Raw genomic sequence first — 15,816 nt, 5'->3', positions numbered from 1 at the left:
GAACCCGCCCGTGCCGCAGTTCCTGGTCGCCAGCGACCTCGACCGCACCCTCGTCTACTCCAACCGCGCGCTCGCCCTGGACGTGCCCGACCGGCTCGCCCCCCGGCTGCTCTCGGTGGAGGTGCACGACGGCAAGGCGCTCTCCTTCATGACCGAGACGGCCGCCGAACTGCTGGCCGAACTCGCCGCGCAGGTCCCGGTCGTCCCCATCACCACCCGCACCCGCACCCAGTACGAGCGGATCAACCTCCCCGGCCCCACGCCGGGCTGGATCCCCCCGTACGCGGTCTGCGCCAACGGCGGCCACCTGCTCGTCGACGGAGTCCCCGACCTCGACTGGCACCACGAGATCCGGGCCCGGCTGGCGGCCGCCAGCGCCCCCGTCGCCGAGGTGGTCGAGCACCTGGCGATCGCCGCCGACCCCGAGTGGACCCACAAGCGCCGGGTCGCCGACGAGCTCTTCGCCTACCTGGTGGTCGAGCGCGCCGAACTCCCGGCCGGCTGGATCGACGAGCTCACCGCCTGGTGCGCCGAACGCGGTTGGACGGTCTCGCTCCAGGGCCGCAAGGTCTACGCCGTCCCCGCGCCGCTCTCCAAGAGCGCCGCCCTCGCCGAGGTCCGCGAGCGCACCGGCGCGCGGACGGTCCTCACCGCCGGCGACTCGCTGCTCGACGCCGAACTCCTGCTCGCCGCCGACCACGGCTGGCGCCCCGGCCACGGCGAGCTCGCCGAGACCGGCTGGACGGCGGAGGGCGTCACCGCGCTCACCGAGATCGGCGTCTCGGCGGGCGAGGAGATCATCCGCCAGATGCTGGAACGGGTCCGCTCGGGGGCAACCGTCCCCGTCACGGCCTGACGGCCCGTCAGCCGTGGGTGCCGGGTCCGGGCGCACGCCCCGGACCCGGCCCCGGTTCCGGGTTGCGGTTTCGGGCTGCGGTTTCGGGCTCAGCCGCAGCAGCCACCGCCGCAGCAGCCGCCCCCGCCACCACCGCTGGGCGCCGGGGAGCCGGCCGCCCCGCCGGTGACGGCGACGGTGGAGAGCAGCTTGACGGTGTCGGGGTGCCCCTGCGGGCAGGTGGCCGGGTCGTTGGCTTCGGCCATCGGGCGGCTCAGTTCGAAGGTCGCGCCACAGGCGCGGCAGCGGAAGTCGTAGCGAGGCATACCGAGCAGGGTACCCAGCGGGCACCGGACACCCGGCGAAGCGGGCACCGGCGGCTGCTCCTCCTGTCCTCCTGCCCCTTCTGGTCTTGCTGCTCCGGCCGTCCGGTGCTCGGCTTCCGGTGTTTACTCCCGCTGTCCGCTTCCGACGGTTGCTCCCAGCGGTCGCTCAGTGGCCGCGGATCATGGTGACCACCTCGGCCGCCGTCTCCCGGACGGCCACCAGCTCGGTCAGGAAGGCCCAGTAGTCGGGGTGGCGGCCAGCGTCCTCCAGCGAGGCCACGGCGCGGTCCAGCCGGGCCACCGCCGCGTCCAGCGGTCCGGCGTGCCGCGGGTCCGGGGCCTGGCGTCCGGCCATGGCGAGCCGCTGCGCGTCGCGCAGCGCGAACCGGGCCCGCTCGATCTCCTGCTGCGGGTCGCGCTGCACCTCGTTCAGCTGCCGCAGCCGCTCGTTCACGGCGGACACCGAACCCTCGGCGGTGTCCAGCAGCGCCCGCACGGTGCCGATCGCCGCGGTGGCGTCCGCCCAGCGCTGCTCGTCCCGGGCCCGCACCGCCTCGGTCAGCCGGGCCCGGGCGTTGCGGACGGCGTCCGCGGTCTGCGCGGGCACGTGCTGCAGGTCCTGCCAGCAGGCCAGCGAGAAGCGGCGGCGCAGGTCGCTGAGCGCCGGGTCGACCGTCCCGGCCCGGTTCTCCAGGGCGTCGATCCTGGTCCGCAGGGTGCCGACCCGGCGGTCGATCTCGCCCGCCCGCTCCGGCAGCCGGACGGCCTCGGCCCGGACCTCCTCGGCCCGTCGGGCCACGTCCTCGGCGCGCTGCAGCGTGGCGGGCACGCCGTGCTGCGAGACGCCCTGGTTCAGCCTGGTCAGCTCCGGGGCCAGCTCGGCCAGCCGGGCCGCCAGGTCGTCGGCCCGCAGCCCGGCGCCCCGGGCCTGTTCGAGGGCGGTGGTCGCGGCCAGCAGCGCCTGCTTGGCCCGCTCCACGGCGGGCGTGACCCGGATCAGCTGCGCCTCGGCGTGCTCGACCAGCGGCTGCAACCGGCTCACGAAGGTGCCCAGTTCGGCGCGCTTGGCGTCCAGTTCGCGCTTGGCCTGGTCGAGCTGCTGCCGGGCCCGGGCGACGGCGCCCGGGTCGACCTCGGCCGAGTCCAGGTCGACGGCGTCCAGCGCACCCAGGTAGGCGACGGTGACCTGGTCGATCCGGGCGGTCAGGTCGGCGAAGTCCTGCTCGACCCGGCGGGAGGTGGCGGGCTCGCCCGCGGACTTCACCGTCTCGACCGCGAGCAGCGCGTCCCGCTGGGCGGAGTCCAACTCGTAGAAGGACTCCTGGGCCGCCTCCCGGGCCGCCCGGGCGTCCTCCCGCGCGGCGTCCCGGCGGCCGCCGCCCCACCAGCCGCCGCCCCGTCCCCCGCCACCGCCGCCGGCCACCCTCACCACGCCGCTCCCTGCTCCGTACCGTCCCGTCGCTTCCCCGCCATTCTTGCCGATCACCCGCCCCGCCCGGCACCCCCCGCGGAATCCCCCTTCCGGACACGGCGGCGAAGCACTCCCCGGACCAGGTAGTCTGTCCATTCGTCGTGCGACCGGCCTGCCGGTCCACCGCGACGAGGGCGCATAGCTCAGCGGTAGAGCGCCGCCCTTACAAGGCGGATGTCGGCGGTTCGAAACCGTCTGCGCCCACCCTCGTGAGTAGTGGTGAAGCACTCAAAGGCCCAGGTCGGAGCGGAAGTTCCGGCCCGGGCCGTTTGCGTTTCCGGGGCCGGGGTCGGTGCCGGCGGCCGGGGAGGGGACGGGGAGCGGCCACGGCGAAGACCGTCTCCCGATTTCCCCCTGAAGGATCATGATGTGTGCCCTCCGATGGCCGGGCGTTGCGTGGGGGACGGGGGAGCGGGTTGCATGGCGGGATGGGAGACGTGGGGGCCGGGCGGCCGGTGGTGTACCTGTTCGCTTCGGCGGCGGGGGTGGTGCCGGGGATCGGTGGGGTGGTGCGGTCGGCGTTGGGCCGGGGGTGGGACGTCGCGGTGGGGCTGACTCCGGCGGCGCGGGCCTGGTTGGAGGGGCGGGTGCCGGAGTTGGAGGAGTTGACCGGGCACCCGGTGAAGAGCACGTACCGGTGGCCGGGGCAGCCGGACGTGCTGCCGCCCGCGGATGCGGTGCTGTTCGCCCCGGCGACGTTCAACTCGGTCAACAGCCTGGCGCTCGGCCTGACCGGTTCCTGGGTGGTCGGCTACGCGGCCGAGGCGGCGGGCAAGGGCGTCCCGGTGCTGGTGGCGCCCTGTGTCAATGCGGCGCTCGCCGCACACCCCCAGTACGCCCGCAGTCTCGCGGTGTTGCGGGAGGCCGGGATGGAGGTGCTGGAGGCCGAGGACGCCGGCTTCGACTGGGAGGCGGGGCTGGACGCGGTGACCAGGGCGCTCCGGCTCAAGGGCGGGGACGGGGCAGCAGCAGGTCCGCGAGTGCGCTGAGCGAGTCCGCGGTGAGGTCGGCGTCCGGGGCGGTGGTGGTGAGGCCGATCGGTCCGCGTCGGAGGTGGGCGGTGCGCAGGCCGGCGGCGCGGGCGGGGGCGATGTCGTGGGCCGGGTGGTCGCCGACGTAGAGGGTGCGGTGCGGGGGCGTGGGGGCCCAGGCGGTGAGCCGTGCGTAGAAGTTCGGCGAGGGTTTGGCGGCGCCCCACTCGGCGGAGGTGGCGATCGCGTCGGCGGGCAGGTCGAGTCCGCGCAGCAGTGGGCCGACGGCGGCGTTCTGGTTGCCGGCGACGCCGACCCAGAGTCCGGCGGCCCGTAGCCGTCCGAGCGCGGGCCGGACGTCGGGGTACAGGTCGTCCTCGGTGAGCCGTTCGCCCCGTCCGGCGGCCTGCCGGGCCCGCCACTCGGCGCCCACGTCGCAGCCGGGGCGCAGGATGCGGATCGCGTCGGCGTTGTCGCGCCCCTCGGCGACCACCATGCCGACCAGCGCGGACATGGTGTGCGCGGGCACGCCCAGCCAGTCGGCCCAGTCCCGCCAGTACCGGGTGTCGTCGGTCAGCGTGTTGCCGACGTCGAACACCACCGCATCGATGTCCATGGGAGAAGGGTAACCAGAGCGGAAAAGGACATTGACGGCTCGTCAGAGGAGCTTGCGGGGCGCGAGGGCGGGGCGCGGGTCGTCGTCCGTGCGGTAGGGGTGGAGCAGGGCGGCGGCGCTGCGGAGGCGGGCGGCGGTGCGGGTGGGGAGGACGGCGGTCCAGAGGTGGCCATGGCCGGCGGGGCCCTCCACCAGCCAGGAGGTCCAGGGGAGTTGGAGGGTGGCGGCGGGACTGAAGGCGAGAGGGAGGTGGCCGGCCAGTGGGAGGTCCTGGAGGCCGAGGCGGCACCAGCTGGAGAGGGTGAGGGTGCGGCGGGCGGGGTCGAAGCCGACCGGGACGCAGTCGGCTACCCGGTCCCGGCCGACGGCGTCGAGGAAGCGCAGGTTGCTCCGGACGCTGAGGTGCTTCTCGGTGAACTCCTCGACTGCGGTGCGGAGTTCGGCCGCGTACCGGGCGGGGGTGGTGCCGGGCCGCCAGGGCAGCCGGATCTCGCCGAGCAGGTTGCCGAGCGCGCCGTCGGGCAGGCCGAGGACGCGGCGCAGGTTGACCGGCATGGTGAGGGTCTGCTCGTCCGCGTCGGCGCCGTCGGCCTCGCGCAGGACGTGCAGCAGGTGGGCGCAGAGGGCGTCGTTGGCGGAGAGCCGGCGGCCGGCCTCGGCGGAGAGTGCGGTGCGCAGCCGCTCGGTCTCCTCGGCGGAGAACCAGACCTGGACGGTGCGGTTGGCGAGGGCAGCGGCCGCGAAGGAGCGGCGGAGTTCGGCGCTCTCGGCCGGGGCGGGGAGCCGGAGGGCGGGGGTGCCGCTGTCGTGCTCGGGCAGGTGCGCGTCGAGGTGGCGGTCGCGGTCGGCGGCGCGTTCGACCGCGGGGAGCGGGGTGCCCTCGGTGCAGGCGGACCAGGTGCGCAGCAGGGTGGCGAAGGTCTGCATGTCGCCGACGGCGTGGTGCCAGGAGATGCCAAGGGCGCTGCCGCCGTCGGCGAGGCGGTTGAGCCGGACGGTGAGCAGCGGGTGGCCGCCGCGGCGGGCCTCGGCGGCGCGGACGTGGTCGACCAGCCCACCGGCGGGCAGCACCATCCGGTCGAAGGCCTCGGTGAGGGTGTGGGGGGAGTCGGCGACGGTGAAGGGGACGCCGGCGTCGTCGGTGTCGATCCACAGGTCGCCGTCGTCGGTGGTGCGCAGCCGGCCGGCGAACTCGGGGAGCCGGTCGAGGGCGAGGGCGAGGCCGTCGGCGAGGACCTCGGGGTCGAGGGCGTGTTCGTGGAACAGCACCACGGAGACCGGGAGGTCGGCGAGCAGCAGGTCGCCGACGGAGCAGCGGATCGGCCCCGGCCCGGGGCGGCCGGCCCGGACGGTGCGGGTGTCGGTCTCGGACGTCAGCGTGCCGGTCATGCCGGTCCCCTCCCTGGAGTGACGGGGGGAACGATAGGGGCGGCGGGCGGCGGGAACCAGAGGTGCCCGAACGGACGGTTCCGGTTCGGGAGGGTGTGTGGTGTTTCTCACGTTGCTGGTCGAAAAGCCGGAAATAACACCGTCTGCGGTTTTCGTCCCCGGCTCCACGCCCATGGAGCGGCCTGAAACGAAGGCAATTTCCAGTTAAAAATCATGTAATCAACGGGAGTAGACCCTATCATTCCGATGAAACGCAGGCGATCGTCCGGCTTCGACCGTGGTGAGCTGCGGAAACAGTGGGGGTTACGGTTCCCGCATGGTTCAGCTCGACAACCGCCCGCGGGCCGGCGCCGAGGTCGCCGCCGGTGCGGACGCCCCCGGCGGCGTCCGGTCCAAGGGCCTCAACAGCAACTCGGTGGGCCTGCTCGGCAACGCCGTGATCGGCGTGTCCACCGTCGCCCCGGTGTACTGCCTGACCACCACCCTCGGCACCACGGTGGCCGCCGTCGGCCTGCAGATGCCGGCGCTGTTCCTGGCCGGCTTCCTGCCGATGATGCTGGTGGCCTTCGCCTACCGGGAGTTGAACAAGGCGATCCCCGACAGCGGGACCTCCTTCACCTGGACGGTGAAGGCGTTCGGCCCGAAGGTCGGCTGGATGTGCGGCTGGGGCCTGGTGGTGGCGACCATCATCGTGCTCTCCAACCTCGCGGGCGTCGCCACCGAGTACCTGTACCTGCTGCTCGGCGAGATCACCCGGAGCGACGCGGTCACCGCGCTCAACGACAACCGGCTGGTCCACGTGCTCACCTGCCTGGCGCTGATCGCGGTCGCCACGCTGATCAGCTACCGCGGCATGACGGCCACCAAGGGCGTCCAGTACGCCCTGGTGGGGCTCCAGTTGGCGGTGCTCGGCCTGTTCGGCGCGATGGCGATCACCAAGTCCGCCGGCCACGGCGCGGCGGGCTCGCTGCCCTTCTCCTGGAGCTGGCTGAACCCGTTCCAGGCCAGCTCCTTCACCTCCTTCGTCGCGGGCCTGTCGCTCTCGCTCTTCATGTACTGGGGCTGGGACGCCTGCCTGAGCGCCAACGAGGAGACCGGCGGCAGCGAGAAGACCCCCGGCCGGGCCGCGCTGCTGGCCATGGCGGTGCTGGTCGGCTCCTACCTGTTCACCGCCGTCGCGGTGCAGATGTACGCGGGCGTCGGCACCACCGGCACCGGCCTCGGCAACCCGGAGACCTCCTCCAACGTGCTCGCCGTGCTGGCCGGACCGGTGATGGGCCCGGTGCTCGGCGTGCTGCTGTTCGTCGCCGTGCTGGCCTCCGCCGCCGCCAGCCTGCAGACCACCTTCATCCCGGTCAGCCGCACCGTACTGGCGATGAGCGTCTACGAGGCGCTGCCGCCGTCCTTCACCGGCGTCAACGAGCGCTACAAGACGCCCGGCCGGGCGATCGTCACCGCGGGCGTCGGCACCGGTGCGTTCTACACCGTGATGACCCTGGTCAGCTCGCACGTGCTGGCCGACACCATCGCCGCGCTGACGCTGATGATCTGCTTCTACTACTCGCTGACCGCCTTCGCCTGCGCCTGGTACTTCCGCGCCGACCTGCGCGGCTCGTTCCGCTACGCGCTGCTCAGGTGCGTCTTCCCGCTGCTCGGCGGGCTCACCCTGGCCGGGATCTTCGGCAAGTCGCTGGTCGACATGGTCGATCCGTCCTACGGCAGCGGCAGTTCGGTGTTCGGCGTCGGCTCGGTCTTCGTGGTCGGGGCCGGACTGCTGGCGCTCGGCCTGCTGGTGATGGCCGTGATGACCCGGCGCAGCCCCGCGTTCTTCCGCGGCGAGGTGCTCACCCGCGACACCCCCGCCCTGGTCGTCCCCGACTGAGCCGGGGAGCACGCCGGAGGGCCCCGACCACCCGGTGGTTCGGGGCCCTCGGCATGTCGTGCGACGGATCGGTGCGCGGGCGGGATCAGTACGCGGACGGGATCAGTACGCGGACGGGATCGGTGCGCGGACGGGATCAGTACGCGACGGTGAAGCGCTCGCCGAGGTGCTTCGGGTGCTCGATCTCGTCCAGCAGCGCCACCGCGTAGTCCTCGGTGGAGATCCGGCTCTCGCCGTCCGCGCCGATCAGCAGGTCGTCCAGGCCGACCCGGTAGGTGCCGGTGCGCTCGCCCGGCGCGATGGTGCCCGCCGGGGAGACGTTGGTCCAGCGGACGTCGGTGACGGTGCGCAGGAAGTCCAGCGCGTCGCCGTGCGCGTGCATGATCTGCAGCAGGAACTCCGGCAGGCCCTCGGCGTCCCAGACCTGCTTGCCGTCCGGGGTGCGCAGCGAGCCCGCGCCGCCCACCGTGACCAGTCGCGGCGCGTCCGCGCCCAGCGTGCGCAGCCCCGTCACCAGCGACTCGAAGGACGGCGCGATCAGCGCCTGGTGGCCCGGCCCGTCGCCGCCGCCGACCGCGCTGACCACCACGTCCGCGCCCTTGGCGTGCTCGGCCACCGAGGCCGGGTCCAGCACGTCGCCGGTCACCACGGTCAGCGCCGGGTGGGTCAGCGTCAGCTTCGCCGGGTCGCGGACCACCGCGGTGACGGTGTGGCCGCGGCGCAGCGCCTCATCCAGGACGCGGGAGCCGATGGTGCCGGTGGCGCCGTACAGGGTGATGGTGCTGCTCATGTCGGATCGTCCCGTCTGTCGTTTTCGGTCTTCGCAACGACCGTACGGCGGGTCGGTCCGGTTCGGCGAGGTGGCGGGCCGACAGGGTGTGGTGAAAAACGGACAGCGGCAGGGGTGGGGCCGAGGGGTGGCGAGGGGTTGGCTTGCAACGTTTTGTTGAAACGCACCTTGACGCCCCGGATGGCCCGGCCTAGCTTGCTTTCGCATGACAAAAATGTTCTTCCGCATAGCGGAAGCAAGCGCCGACGGCAGGAGTAGCCGATGCCCCGCATGACAGCCGCCCGCGCGGCCGTGGAGATCCTCAAGCTCGAAGGCGTCGAGGTCGCGTTCGGCGTGCCCGGGGCCGCGATCAACCCCTTCTACGCCGCGCTCAAGGCGTCCGGCGGCATCCGGCACACCCTGGCCCGGCACGTCGAGGGCGCCTCGCACATGGCGGAGGGCTACACCCGGGCGAAGGCGGGCAACATCGGTGTCTGCATCGGCACCTCGGGTCCGGCCGGCACCGACATGATCACCGGCCTGTACTCGGCGATCGCCGACTCGATCCCGATCCTGTGCATCACCGGCCAGGCCCCGGTCGCCCGCCTGCACAAGGAGGACTTCCAGGCCGTCGACATCGCCTCGATCGCCCGGCCCGTCACCAAGGCCGCCACGACCGTGCTGGAGGCCGCGCAGGTCCCCGGCGTCCTCCAGCAGGCCTTCCACCTGATGCGCTCCGGCCGGCCCGGCCCCGTCCTGGTCGACCTGCCGATCGACGTCCAGCTCACCGAGATCGAGTTCGACCCCGAGGCGTACCAGCCGCTTCCCGTCCACCGGCCCGCCGCCAACCGGGTCCAGATCGACAAGGCGCTCGCCCTGCTCCAGGAGTCCGAGCGCCCGCTGATCGTGGCCGGCGGCGGCGTCATCAACGCGGACGCGGCCGAACTCCTGCGGGAATTCGCCGAGTTGACCGGCGTCCCGGTCGTTCCGACGCTGATGGGCTGGGGCGTCGTCCCCGACGACCACGAGCTGAACGCCGGCCTGGTCGGCCTGCAGACCTCGCACCGCTACGGCAACGAGAACTTCCTCGCCTCCGACTTCGTCCTCGGCATCGGCAACCGCTGGGCCAACCGCCACACCGGCGGCCTGGACGTCTACACCGCCGGCCGGAAGTTCGTCCACATCGACGTCGAGCCCACCCAGATCGGCCGGATCTTCGCCCCCGACCTCGGGATCGCCTCCGACGCGAAGGCCGCGCTGGTGCTGTTGCTGGCGGCGGCCCGCGAACTGGCCGCCGCCGGGCGGCTGAAGGACCGTCGGGAGTGGGCCGCGAGCACCCGGGAGCGGAAGGCCGCGCTGCAGCGCAAGACCCACTTCGACGACGTCCCGCTCAAGCCGCAGCGCGTCTACGAGGAGATGAACCGCGCCTTCGGCCCCGAGACCCGGTACGTCACCACCATCGGCCTCTCGCAGATCGCCGGCGCGCAGCTGCTGCACGTCTACCAGCCCCGCCACTGGATCAACTGCGGCCAGGCCGGCCCGCTCGGCTGGACGATCCCCGCCGCGCTCGGCGTCGCCACCGCCGACCCGGACGGGCAGGTGGTCGCGCTCTCCGGCGACTACGACTTCCAGTTCATGATCGAGGAGTTGGCGGTCGGCGCGCAGCACCGCATCCCCTACGTCCACGTGCTGGTCAACAACGCCTACCTGGGCCTGATCCGGCAGGCCCAGCGGAACTTCGACATCGACTTCCAGGTCAAGCTGGAGTTCGAGAACGTCAACGCCCCCGAGCTGGGTGTCTACGGCGTCGACCACGTCCGGGTGGCCGAGGGGCTGGGCTGCAAGGCGATCAGGGTGACCCGGCCGGAGGAACTGCTGCCGGCGTTCGAGCAGGCGAAGAAGCTCGCCGCGGAGTTCCGCGTCCCGGTGGTGGTCGAGGCGATCCTGGAGCGCGTCACCAACATCTCGATGGCGGCCGCGGACATCGACAAGGTCATGGAGTGGGAGGAGCTCGCCACCTCGCCGGAGGACGCGCCGACGGCGATCCTCCCGCTCAACTCCTGAGCAGTCAGGGGCCCGTGGAACTTTGCGGCAGACGCTGAGTCATCAGGGGCCCGGGGAACGGCGGGGCCGAGGGGCGAGGGGCCGGGGCACAGTGGGGCGCTACGGGGCGTCGGCCAAAAGACCTTCGGCCCGAAACGGGGTGGCGCCTCGCAGCCTGTTGGACGCCCGCCACTCGGCTCCGCCGTTCCCCGGGCCCCTGGAGCTTCGCTCCCAGCGGGCCCAGAACGGAGCTTCGCTCCCCGGGCTGGGCCCTGGTTCAGCCGAGGTGCCAGAGGGTGCCGTGGGCGGTGTGCAGGGTGGTGGCGAGGAGGGCGAGGTCGGCGAGGCCGAGGGTGAGGCCGAGGAGGGCGCGGGCCGGGCGGGTGGTGCGGCGGCGGAGGGCGACGGCCGCGAGGGTGAGGGCGATGGGGCCGAGGACGAGGTTGAAGAAGAGGAGTCCGAGCAGGCCCAGGACGAAGGAGGCGACGGCGAGTTGGTCGGCCTCGGCGGCGGTGCGGCGGGTGTCGTGCATGGCGGAGGCTCCCGAAGGGTCAGTGACGGCGGGTGCGGCCGAGTCGTTCGCGGGCGGCGAAGAGCAGCAGCCAGCCGGAGATCGCGGCCGCGGCGGTGAGGAAGACCGGCCCGGGCAGGTGGGCGGCGGCCCCGGCGAGCAGGCCGAGGGCGAGCAGGGCGACAAGCAGCACGGCGGACTCCTTCCGACTTCGGTTAACAAGTGTTCGCTGAGTGTTGGTCAGTACTCTAGCGGGGCTCGCCAAATTCGGCAAACAGTTGTTTACTGAACCCCGTGACGACCCCCACGACGACCCCGCCCCCCGGTGCCCGCCAGGTTCAGAAGCAGGCCAGCCGCCGCGCCCTGCTGGACGCCGCGCTCGGCCTGCTGGAGCAGCAGAACCTGAGCGGCCTGGGTGTCCGCGAGGTGACCCGGGCCGCCGGCCTCTCCCCGGCCGGGTTCTACCGGCACTTCGCGGACCTGGCCGAGCTGGGCGTGGTGCTGGTGGAGGAGTCGCTGGCGAACCTGCACGAGATGGTCCGGGCGGTGTTCGCGGGCGCGGGCGACCCGGAGCGGCTGATCGACCGCTCGGTCGAGGTGATCGCCGCGCACGTGGCCGCGCACCCGGCGTACATCCGGTTCCTGGCCCGTGAGCGGCACGGCGGGGTGAAGCCGGTACGGGACGCGGTCGCCGCCGAACTGGCGCGTTTCGCCGAGGAGTTGGCCCAGCTGCTGGCTGTCCAGCCGGACACCGCGGACTGGTCGGCGGCGGACCGGCGGATGCTGGCGGAGCTGTACGTGGACCGGATGGTGTCGACCGCGCTGGCGCTGGTGGAGGCGGACCCGGCGGGCCGGGCGGCGCTGGCGGCAACGGTGCGCACCCAGTTGCGGCTGATCAACCTGGGCAGCCGCCACTGGAAGGCCGACTGACGGCCCGTCGGCGGGAGGTGTCGGAGGCGGGGGTCTTGACAGTCTGTCATGGGCGCGCCAATTTAGGTGGACCCCGTGGGACCCCCACCCCCACGCCCCTTGAGAGGCACCCTCATGAAGAAGCCGCTCACCGGCGCGCTCTGCGCGCTCCTCGTCACCGGCGCCACCGCCCTGGTGAACGCCGCCCCCGCCACGGCCGCCCAGGCCCTGGTCGCCCCCGCCGTCACGGTGAACTTCTCCGGCACGGTCGCACTCAGCAACTGCTCCGGCTCGCTGGTGCGGATGCCCAACTCGGTCGACAGCGACCCCGGCCTGATCCTCACCAACGGCCACTGCCTGGAGTCCGGCATGCCGAACCCCGGACAGGTCGTCACCAACCAGTCCTCCAGCCGCAGTTTCACCCTGTTGAGCGCCAGTGGCAGCAGCCTCGGCACCGTCCGGGCCAACCGGGTGCTCTACTCGACGATGACCGACACCGACGTCACGCTCTACCGGCTGGGCAGCAGCTACGCCACGATCAAGAGCCGCTACGGGGTGTCCCCGCTGACCATGGCCACCACCCACCCGGTGGCCGGCAGTGCGATCAAGGTGGTCTCCGGCTACTGGAAGAAGATCTACTCCTGCAACGTGGACGGCTTCGTGTACCGCCTCAAGGAGGGCGGCTGGACCTTCAAGGACTCGGTCCGCTACACCTCCGCCTGCGACACCATCGGCGGCACCTCCGGCTCCCCGGTGGTCGACGCCGCCAGCGGCCAGGTCGTCGCCGTGAACAACACCGGCAACGAGAACGGTGAGCGTTGCACCGTCGACAATCCCTGCGAGGTCGACCAGAACGGCACGGTGACGGTCCGTCAAGGCATCAACTACGCCCAGGAGACCTACACCATCCCGAACTGCTTCGCCCCGGGCAACGTGCTCGACCTGACCAGGGCAGGCTGCGTGCTGCCCCGCCCGTAGTCGCGCCCGCTCCCGTCCGGCCACCCGCGAACCCCCTTCCCGCGGGTGGCCGGACGCGTTCCTGCCCGGACGCGTTCCCGCCCGGACACGTCCCCGCTCGGATGCGTTTCCGGGCGGATGCCTGCGCCCCCGCCGCGCGCCCTTCCTGAAGCAGTGAATCGGTGCTTCAATCCTTGCCGTGGTCTACCGACGCACCCCCGCCGTCCAAGCCCGGCTCGACGACCGGCGCGAAGCCGTCCTGCGGGCCGCCGCCGCGCTGCTCGCCGACCGCGGCTACGCGGCCTGCTCGATGGCGGCCGTCGCCGAGCGGGCGGGCATCGCCACCGGCAGCGTCTACCAGCACTTCGGCAGCAAGGCCGAGTTGGCCGTCGCCCTGTTCCGTGCCGTCTGCGGCCGCGAGATCGCCGCCGTCACCGAGGCCGCCGAACGCGCCGCCGACCCGCTCGACGGCATCGCCGCCCTGGTCGGCGCCTTCGCCGCCCGCGCCCTCCAGGCGCCCCGGCTCGCCCGCGCCCTGCTCGCCGAACCCGCCGACCCGGCGGTCGAGGCCGAACGGCTGGTCTTCCGCCGGGCCTTCCGCGACCTGATCGCCGTCCGGATCGACCGGGCCGTCGCGCTCGGCCGACTCCCCGCCCAGCCCGCCGAGTTGACCGCCGCCGCGATCGTCGGCGGCGTCGCCGAGGCCCTGGTCGGACCGCTCACCGAGGGCCGCCCGCCCGAGGCGGTGCTGCCCGCACTGGTCACCTTCACCCTGCGCGCCCTGGGAGGGCACTGATGGCAAGCACCCACGAGGTCACCAACCAGGTGCCCGACCCGTACGGCCACGACGTCGCCGCCGACCCCACCCTGCTCGCCGCCCTCGACCGGGCCGGTGCCGGCTGGGCCGCCGACGAACTGCACGCCCTCGGCCGGCTCGCCGGCAGCGAGCAGGCCGCCGACTGGGCCCGCCTCGCCAACGACCACCCGCCCGTGCTGCGCACCCACGATCGCTACGGCCACCGCGTCGACGAGGTCGAATTCCACCCGTACTGGCACGAGTTGATGCGCACCGCCGTCGAACACGGCCTGCACGCCGCCCCCTGGCGCGACGGCCGCCCCGGCGCGCACACCGCCCGGGCCGCGAAGTTCTACGTCTGGGGCCAGGTCGAGGCCGGCCACACCTGCCCCGTCTCGATGACCTACGCCGCCGTCCCCGCGCTCCGCACCAGCCCCGAACTCGCCGAGCAGTACGAGCCGTTGCTCGCCGCCCGGGAGTACGACTTCGGCCTGCGCGAACCGCACGGCAAGCGCGGCCTGATCGCCGGCATGTCGATGACCGAGAAGCAGGGCGGCTCCGACGTCCGCGCCAACACCACCAGCGCCGTCCCCGCCGGCGACGGCACCCACCGCCTCACCGGCCACAAGTGGTTCACCTCCGCCCCGATGTCCGACCTGTTCCTGACCCTGGCCCAGGCCCCCGGCGGCCTGTCGTGCTTCGTGCTGCCCCGCGTCCTGCCCGACGGCAGCCGGAACGCGCTGCGCCTGCAGCGCCTCAAGGACAAGCTCGGCAACAAGTCGAACGCCTCCGCGGAGATCGAGTACGAGGACGCGGTGGGCTGGCTGGTCGGCGAGGAGGGCCGGGGCGTGCGCACCATCATCGAGATGGTCAACATGACCCGCCTGGACTGCACGGTCGGCGCCGCCTCCGCGATGCGCTACGGCGCCCTGCGCGCCCTCCACCACGCCACCCACCGGCGGGCGTTCGGCAAGGCCCTGGTCGACCAGCCGCTGATGCGCAACGTCCTCGCCGACCTGGTGGTCGAGTCCGAGGCCGCCACCGCGATCGCCCTGCGCCTCGCCGAGGCCACCGACCGCGCGCTGGCCGGCGACCCCGGCGAGGCGCTGCTGCGCCGCCTCGGCCTCGCCGTCGCCAAGTACTGGGTGTGCAAGCGCGGCCCCGGCCACGCCGCCGAAGCCCTCGAATGCCTCGGCGGCAACGGCTACGTCGAGGAGTCCGGCATGCCCCGGCTCTACCGGGAGGCCCCGCTGGTCTCGATCTGGGAGGGCTCCGGCAACGTCGCCGCGCTGGACGCGCTGCGCGCGATGGCCCGCCAACCCGAGAGCGTGGCGGCCGTGTTCGCCGAACTCGACGCCGCGAGCGGCCTCGACCGGCACTACGACACCGCGCTGGCCGCTCTTCGCAAGGATCTCGCCGACCCCGACCAACTGGAGTACCGCACCCGCCACTTGGTCGAACGGCTCGCCCTCGCCCTCCAGGGCTCCGTGCTGCTCCGGCACGGCCACCCCGCCGTCGCCGAGGCTTTCACCGCGACCCGCCTGGCCGGTGGCGGCGGCCTCGCCTACGGCACCCTCCCCACCGGCCTCGACATCGCCGCGATCCTCGGCCGGATTCCCGAACTCCCCTGAGGCCGTCGGAGCAGGCGGGGCACGCCCCGCCGTTCTCTCCGCGGCGATTTGGGCGGGATTGTTTCGGCTGTGCCCAATCGGACGGGTGGGCCGGAATTCGGGGCGGATCGATCAAATGTCCGCCCGGTTGTCCGGTCGCAGCCCGCCCGGCCGAACGGGGTCGAATTTCCCGGAGTTGTGCAGGTGAATGGTGTCTTTGCGCGACATTTGGCGCCGCGTCACCTATGCGGCGGCAATGGACGATTTCGGAGTCGAACGTGACCTGCATCACTCCGCTGCCGTTGGAAATTTCAGCGCCCTGAATTGACCTGCCCTTGGTACGCTGCACCGCCATTTTCCTGATCGTCGGTCAGTTTTCTGATCCGGACAATAGGGGTGCAAAGCATGTCAAGGGCAAAGCAGCTGACATATCGTCAAGCGGCTCAATCCCCACCGAAGTACCGGACCAGGTTCGCCGCGTTGGCCGCCGGGGCCGTCGTCGCCTCGCTGCTGGTGCCGGTGTCGGTGGCTGCTGCGGGGCCGGACTGGTCGCGGAAGTGGTCGCCGCCGAACACGCCGTTGGCGAGGACCGCGTCGGTGGACGGTCGGGACGCGGCGTTGCTGGGTGCGGTGAAGCCGGCGCATCCGGTGCCGCCGGTGTGGCAGCCGGCGAAGCCGGTGGCGGTGCCGAAGGGGCACGCGGACGTCAGGCTGTCCAAGTCGCCTGCGGC

General features: G+C 72.9%; 16 protein-coding genes and 1 tRNA gene. 9 read left to right on the top strand and 8 right to left on the bottom strand.

The genetic code is table 11. From position 1 onward, the window contains the following. Positions 1-10 precede the first annotated feature (10 nt). The gene (locus ACIOHG_RS35030; protein WP_400956959.1) at positions 11-856 is read left to right on the top strand and encodes an HAD family hydrolase; all 846 of its coding nucleotides are present in this window, start codon (positions 11-13) and stop codon (positions 854-856) included. Between the two features lie 89 nt (positions 857-945). Here the strand turns inward: ACIOHG_RS35030 and ACIOHG_RS35025 are convergent, their stop codons facing one another. After that, positions 946-1,161: a zinc ribbon domain-containing protein gene (locus ACIOHG_RS35025; protein ID WP_400956956.1), complete on the bottom strand. Its 216-nt coding sequence runs from the start codon at positions 1,159-1,161 to the stop codon at positions 946-948. Positions 1,162-1,327: 166 nt separating this feature from the next. Continuing rightward, entirely contained in the window at positions 1,328-2,584 is a 1,257-nt protein-coding gene (locus ACIOHG_RS35020) for a hypothetical protein (RefSeq protein WP_400956981.1), read from the bottom strand. A gap of 180 nt (positions 2,585-2,764) precedes the next feature. Between ACIOHG_RS35020 and ACIOHG_RS35015 the strand changes: the two genes are divergently transcribed. Then, positions 2,765-2,836 (top strand) — tRNA-Val (locus ACIOHG_RS35015). Positions 2,837-3,060: 224 nt separating this feature from the next. Continuing rightward, entirely contained in the window at positions 3,061-3,621 is a 561-nt protein-coding gene (locus ACIOHG_RS35010; protein ID WP_400956953.1) for a flavoprotein, read from the top strand. Here the strand turns inward: ACIOHG_RS35010 and ACIOHG_RS35005 are convergent. Continuing rightward, positions 3,578-4,219, bottom strand: a complete 642-nt coding sequence (locus tag ACIOHG_RS35005) for an HAD family hydrolase (RefSeq protein WP_400956950.1) — start codon at positions 4,217-4,219, stop codon at positions 3,578-3,580. The two genes, ACIOHG_RS35010 and ACIOHG_RS35005, sit on opposite strands and share 44 nt — an antisense overlap. A gap of 42 nt (positions 4,220-4,261) precedes the next feature. Next, positions 4,262-5,608, bottom strand: coding sequence for an acyltransferase (locus ACIOHG_RS35000; RefSeq protein WP_400956948.1), 1,347 nt, complete (start codon positions 5,606-5,608; stop codon positions 4,262-4,264). Positions 5,609-5,924: 316 nt separating this feature from the next. Here ACIOHG_RS35000 and ACIOHG_RS34995 point away from each other — a divergent pair, with 316 nt between their 5' ends. Then, positions 5,925-7,490 (top strand): APC family permease, encoded by a 1,566-nt coding sequence (locus tag ACIOHG_RS34995; RefSeq protein ID WP_400956945.1) that lies wholly within the window; start codon positions 5,925-5,927, stop codon positions 7,488-7,490. 136 nt (positions 7,491-7,626) lie between these two features. On the opposite strand, the gene ACIOHG_RS34990 is transcribed toward ACIOHG_RS34995, so the two are convergent. Next, positions 7,627-8,280: an NAD(P)-dependent oxidoreductase gene (locus tag ACIOHG_RS34990; protein ID WP_400956942.1), complete on the bottom strand. Its 654-nt coding sequence runs from the start codon at positions 8,278-8,280 to the stop codon at positions 7,627-7,629. A gap of 261 nt (positions 8,281-8,541) precedes the next feature. Here ACIOHG_RS34990 and gcl point away from each other — a divergent pair, with 261 nt between their 5' ends. Then, on the top strand, positions 8,542-10,323 hold the full coding sequence (gene gcl, locus ACIOHG_RS34985) for a glyoxylate carboligase (protein ID WP_400956939.1): 1,782 nt from the start codon (positions 8,542-8,544) through the stop codon (positions 10,321-10,323). A gap of 256 nt (positions 10,324-10,579) precedes the next feature. Here the strand turns inward: gcl and ACIOHG_RS34980 are convergent, their stop codons facing one another. Both ACIOHG_RS34980 and ACIOHG_RS34975 read right to left on the bottom strand, forming a co-directional pair. Further along, a complete protein-coding gene (locus ACIOHG_RS34980; RefSeq protein WP_400956937.1) occupies positions 10,580-10,834 on the bottom strand; it encodes a DUF4190 domain-containing protein in 255 nt (84 codons plus the stop codon). A gap of 19 nt (positions 10,835-10,853) precedes the next feature. Continuing rightward, a complete protein-coding gene (locus ACIOHG_RS34975) occupies positions 10,854-11,006 on the bottom strand; it encodes a hypothetical protein (RefSeq protein WP_400956934.1) in 153 nt (50 codons plus the stop codon). A gap of 101 nt (positions 11,007-11,107) precedes the next feature. Between ACIOHG_RS34975 and ACIOHG_RS34970 the strand changes: the two genes are divergently transcribed. The 4 genes from ACIOHG_RS34970 (at position 11,108) to ACIOHG_RS34955 (ending at position 15,106) form a co-directional block, all read left to right on the top strand. Further along, entirely contained in the window at positions 11,108-11,743 is a 636-nt protein-coding gene (locus tag ACIOHG_RS34970; RefSeq protein ID WP_400956932.1) for a TetR family transcriptional regulator, read from the top strand. Positions 11,744-11,857: 114 nt separating this feature from the next. Beyond that, positions 11,858-12,700, top strand: coding sequence for a serine protease (locus ACIOHG_RS34965; protein ID WP_400956930.1), 843 nt, complete (start codon positions 11,858-11,860; stop codon positions 12,698-12,700). A gap of 178 nt (positions 12,701-12,878) precedes the next feature. Further along, a complete protein-coding gene (locus ACIOHG_RS34960) occupies positions 12,879-13,475 on the top strand; it encodes a TetR/AcrR family transcriptional regulator (protein WP_400956928.1) in 597 nt (198 codons plus the stop codon). Further along, positions 13,475-15,106 carry an acyl-CoA dehydrogenase family protein gene (locus ACIOHG_RS34955; RefSeq protein ID WP_400956926.1) on the top strand — a complete coding sequence of 544 codons (1,632 nt, stop codon included), beginning with the start codon at positions 13,475-13,477 and terminating at the stop codon, positions 15,104-15,106. The genes ACIOHG_RS34960 and ACIOHG_RS34955 overlap by 1 nt, the downstream gene beginning before the upstream one ends. Before the next feature lie 422 nt (positions 15,107-15,528). On the opposite strand, the gene ACIOHG_RS34950 is transcribed toward ACIOHG_RS34955, so the two are convergent. Beyond that, positions 15,529-15,804, bottom strand: a complete 276-nt coding sequence (locus ACIOHG_RS34950; protein ID WP_400956923.1) for a hypothetical protein — start codon at positions 15,802-15,804, stop codon at positions 15,529-15,531. Positions 15,805-15,816: the final 12 nt, after the last annotated feature.

The sequence above is a fragment of the Kitasatospora sp. NPDC088134 genome (assembly GCF_044741705.1).
In the GTDB taxonomy this organism is placed as follows: domain Bacteria; phylum Actinomycetota; class Actinomycetes; order Streptomycetales; family Streptomycetaceae; genus Kitasatospora.
The sequence above is the reverse complement of the archived record's forward strand: the minus strand, read 5'-3'. Positions and strand labels throughout refer to the sequence as shown.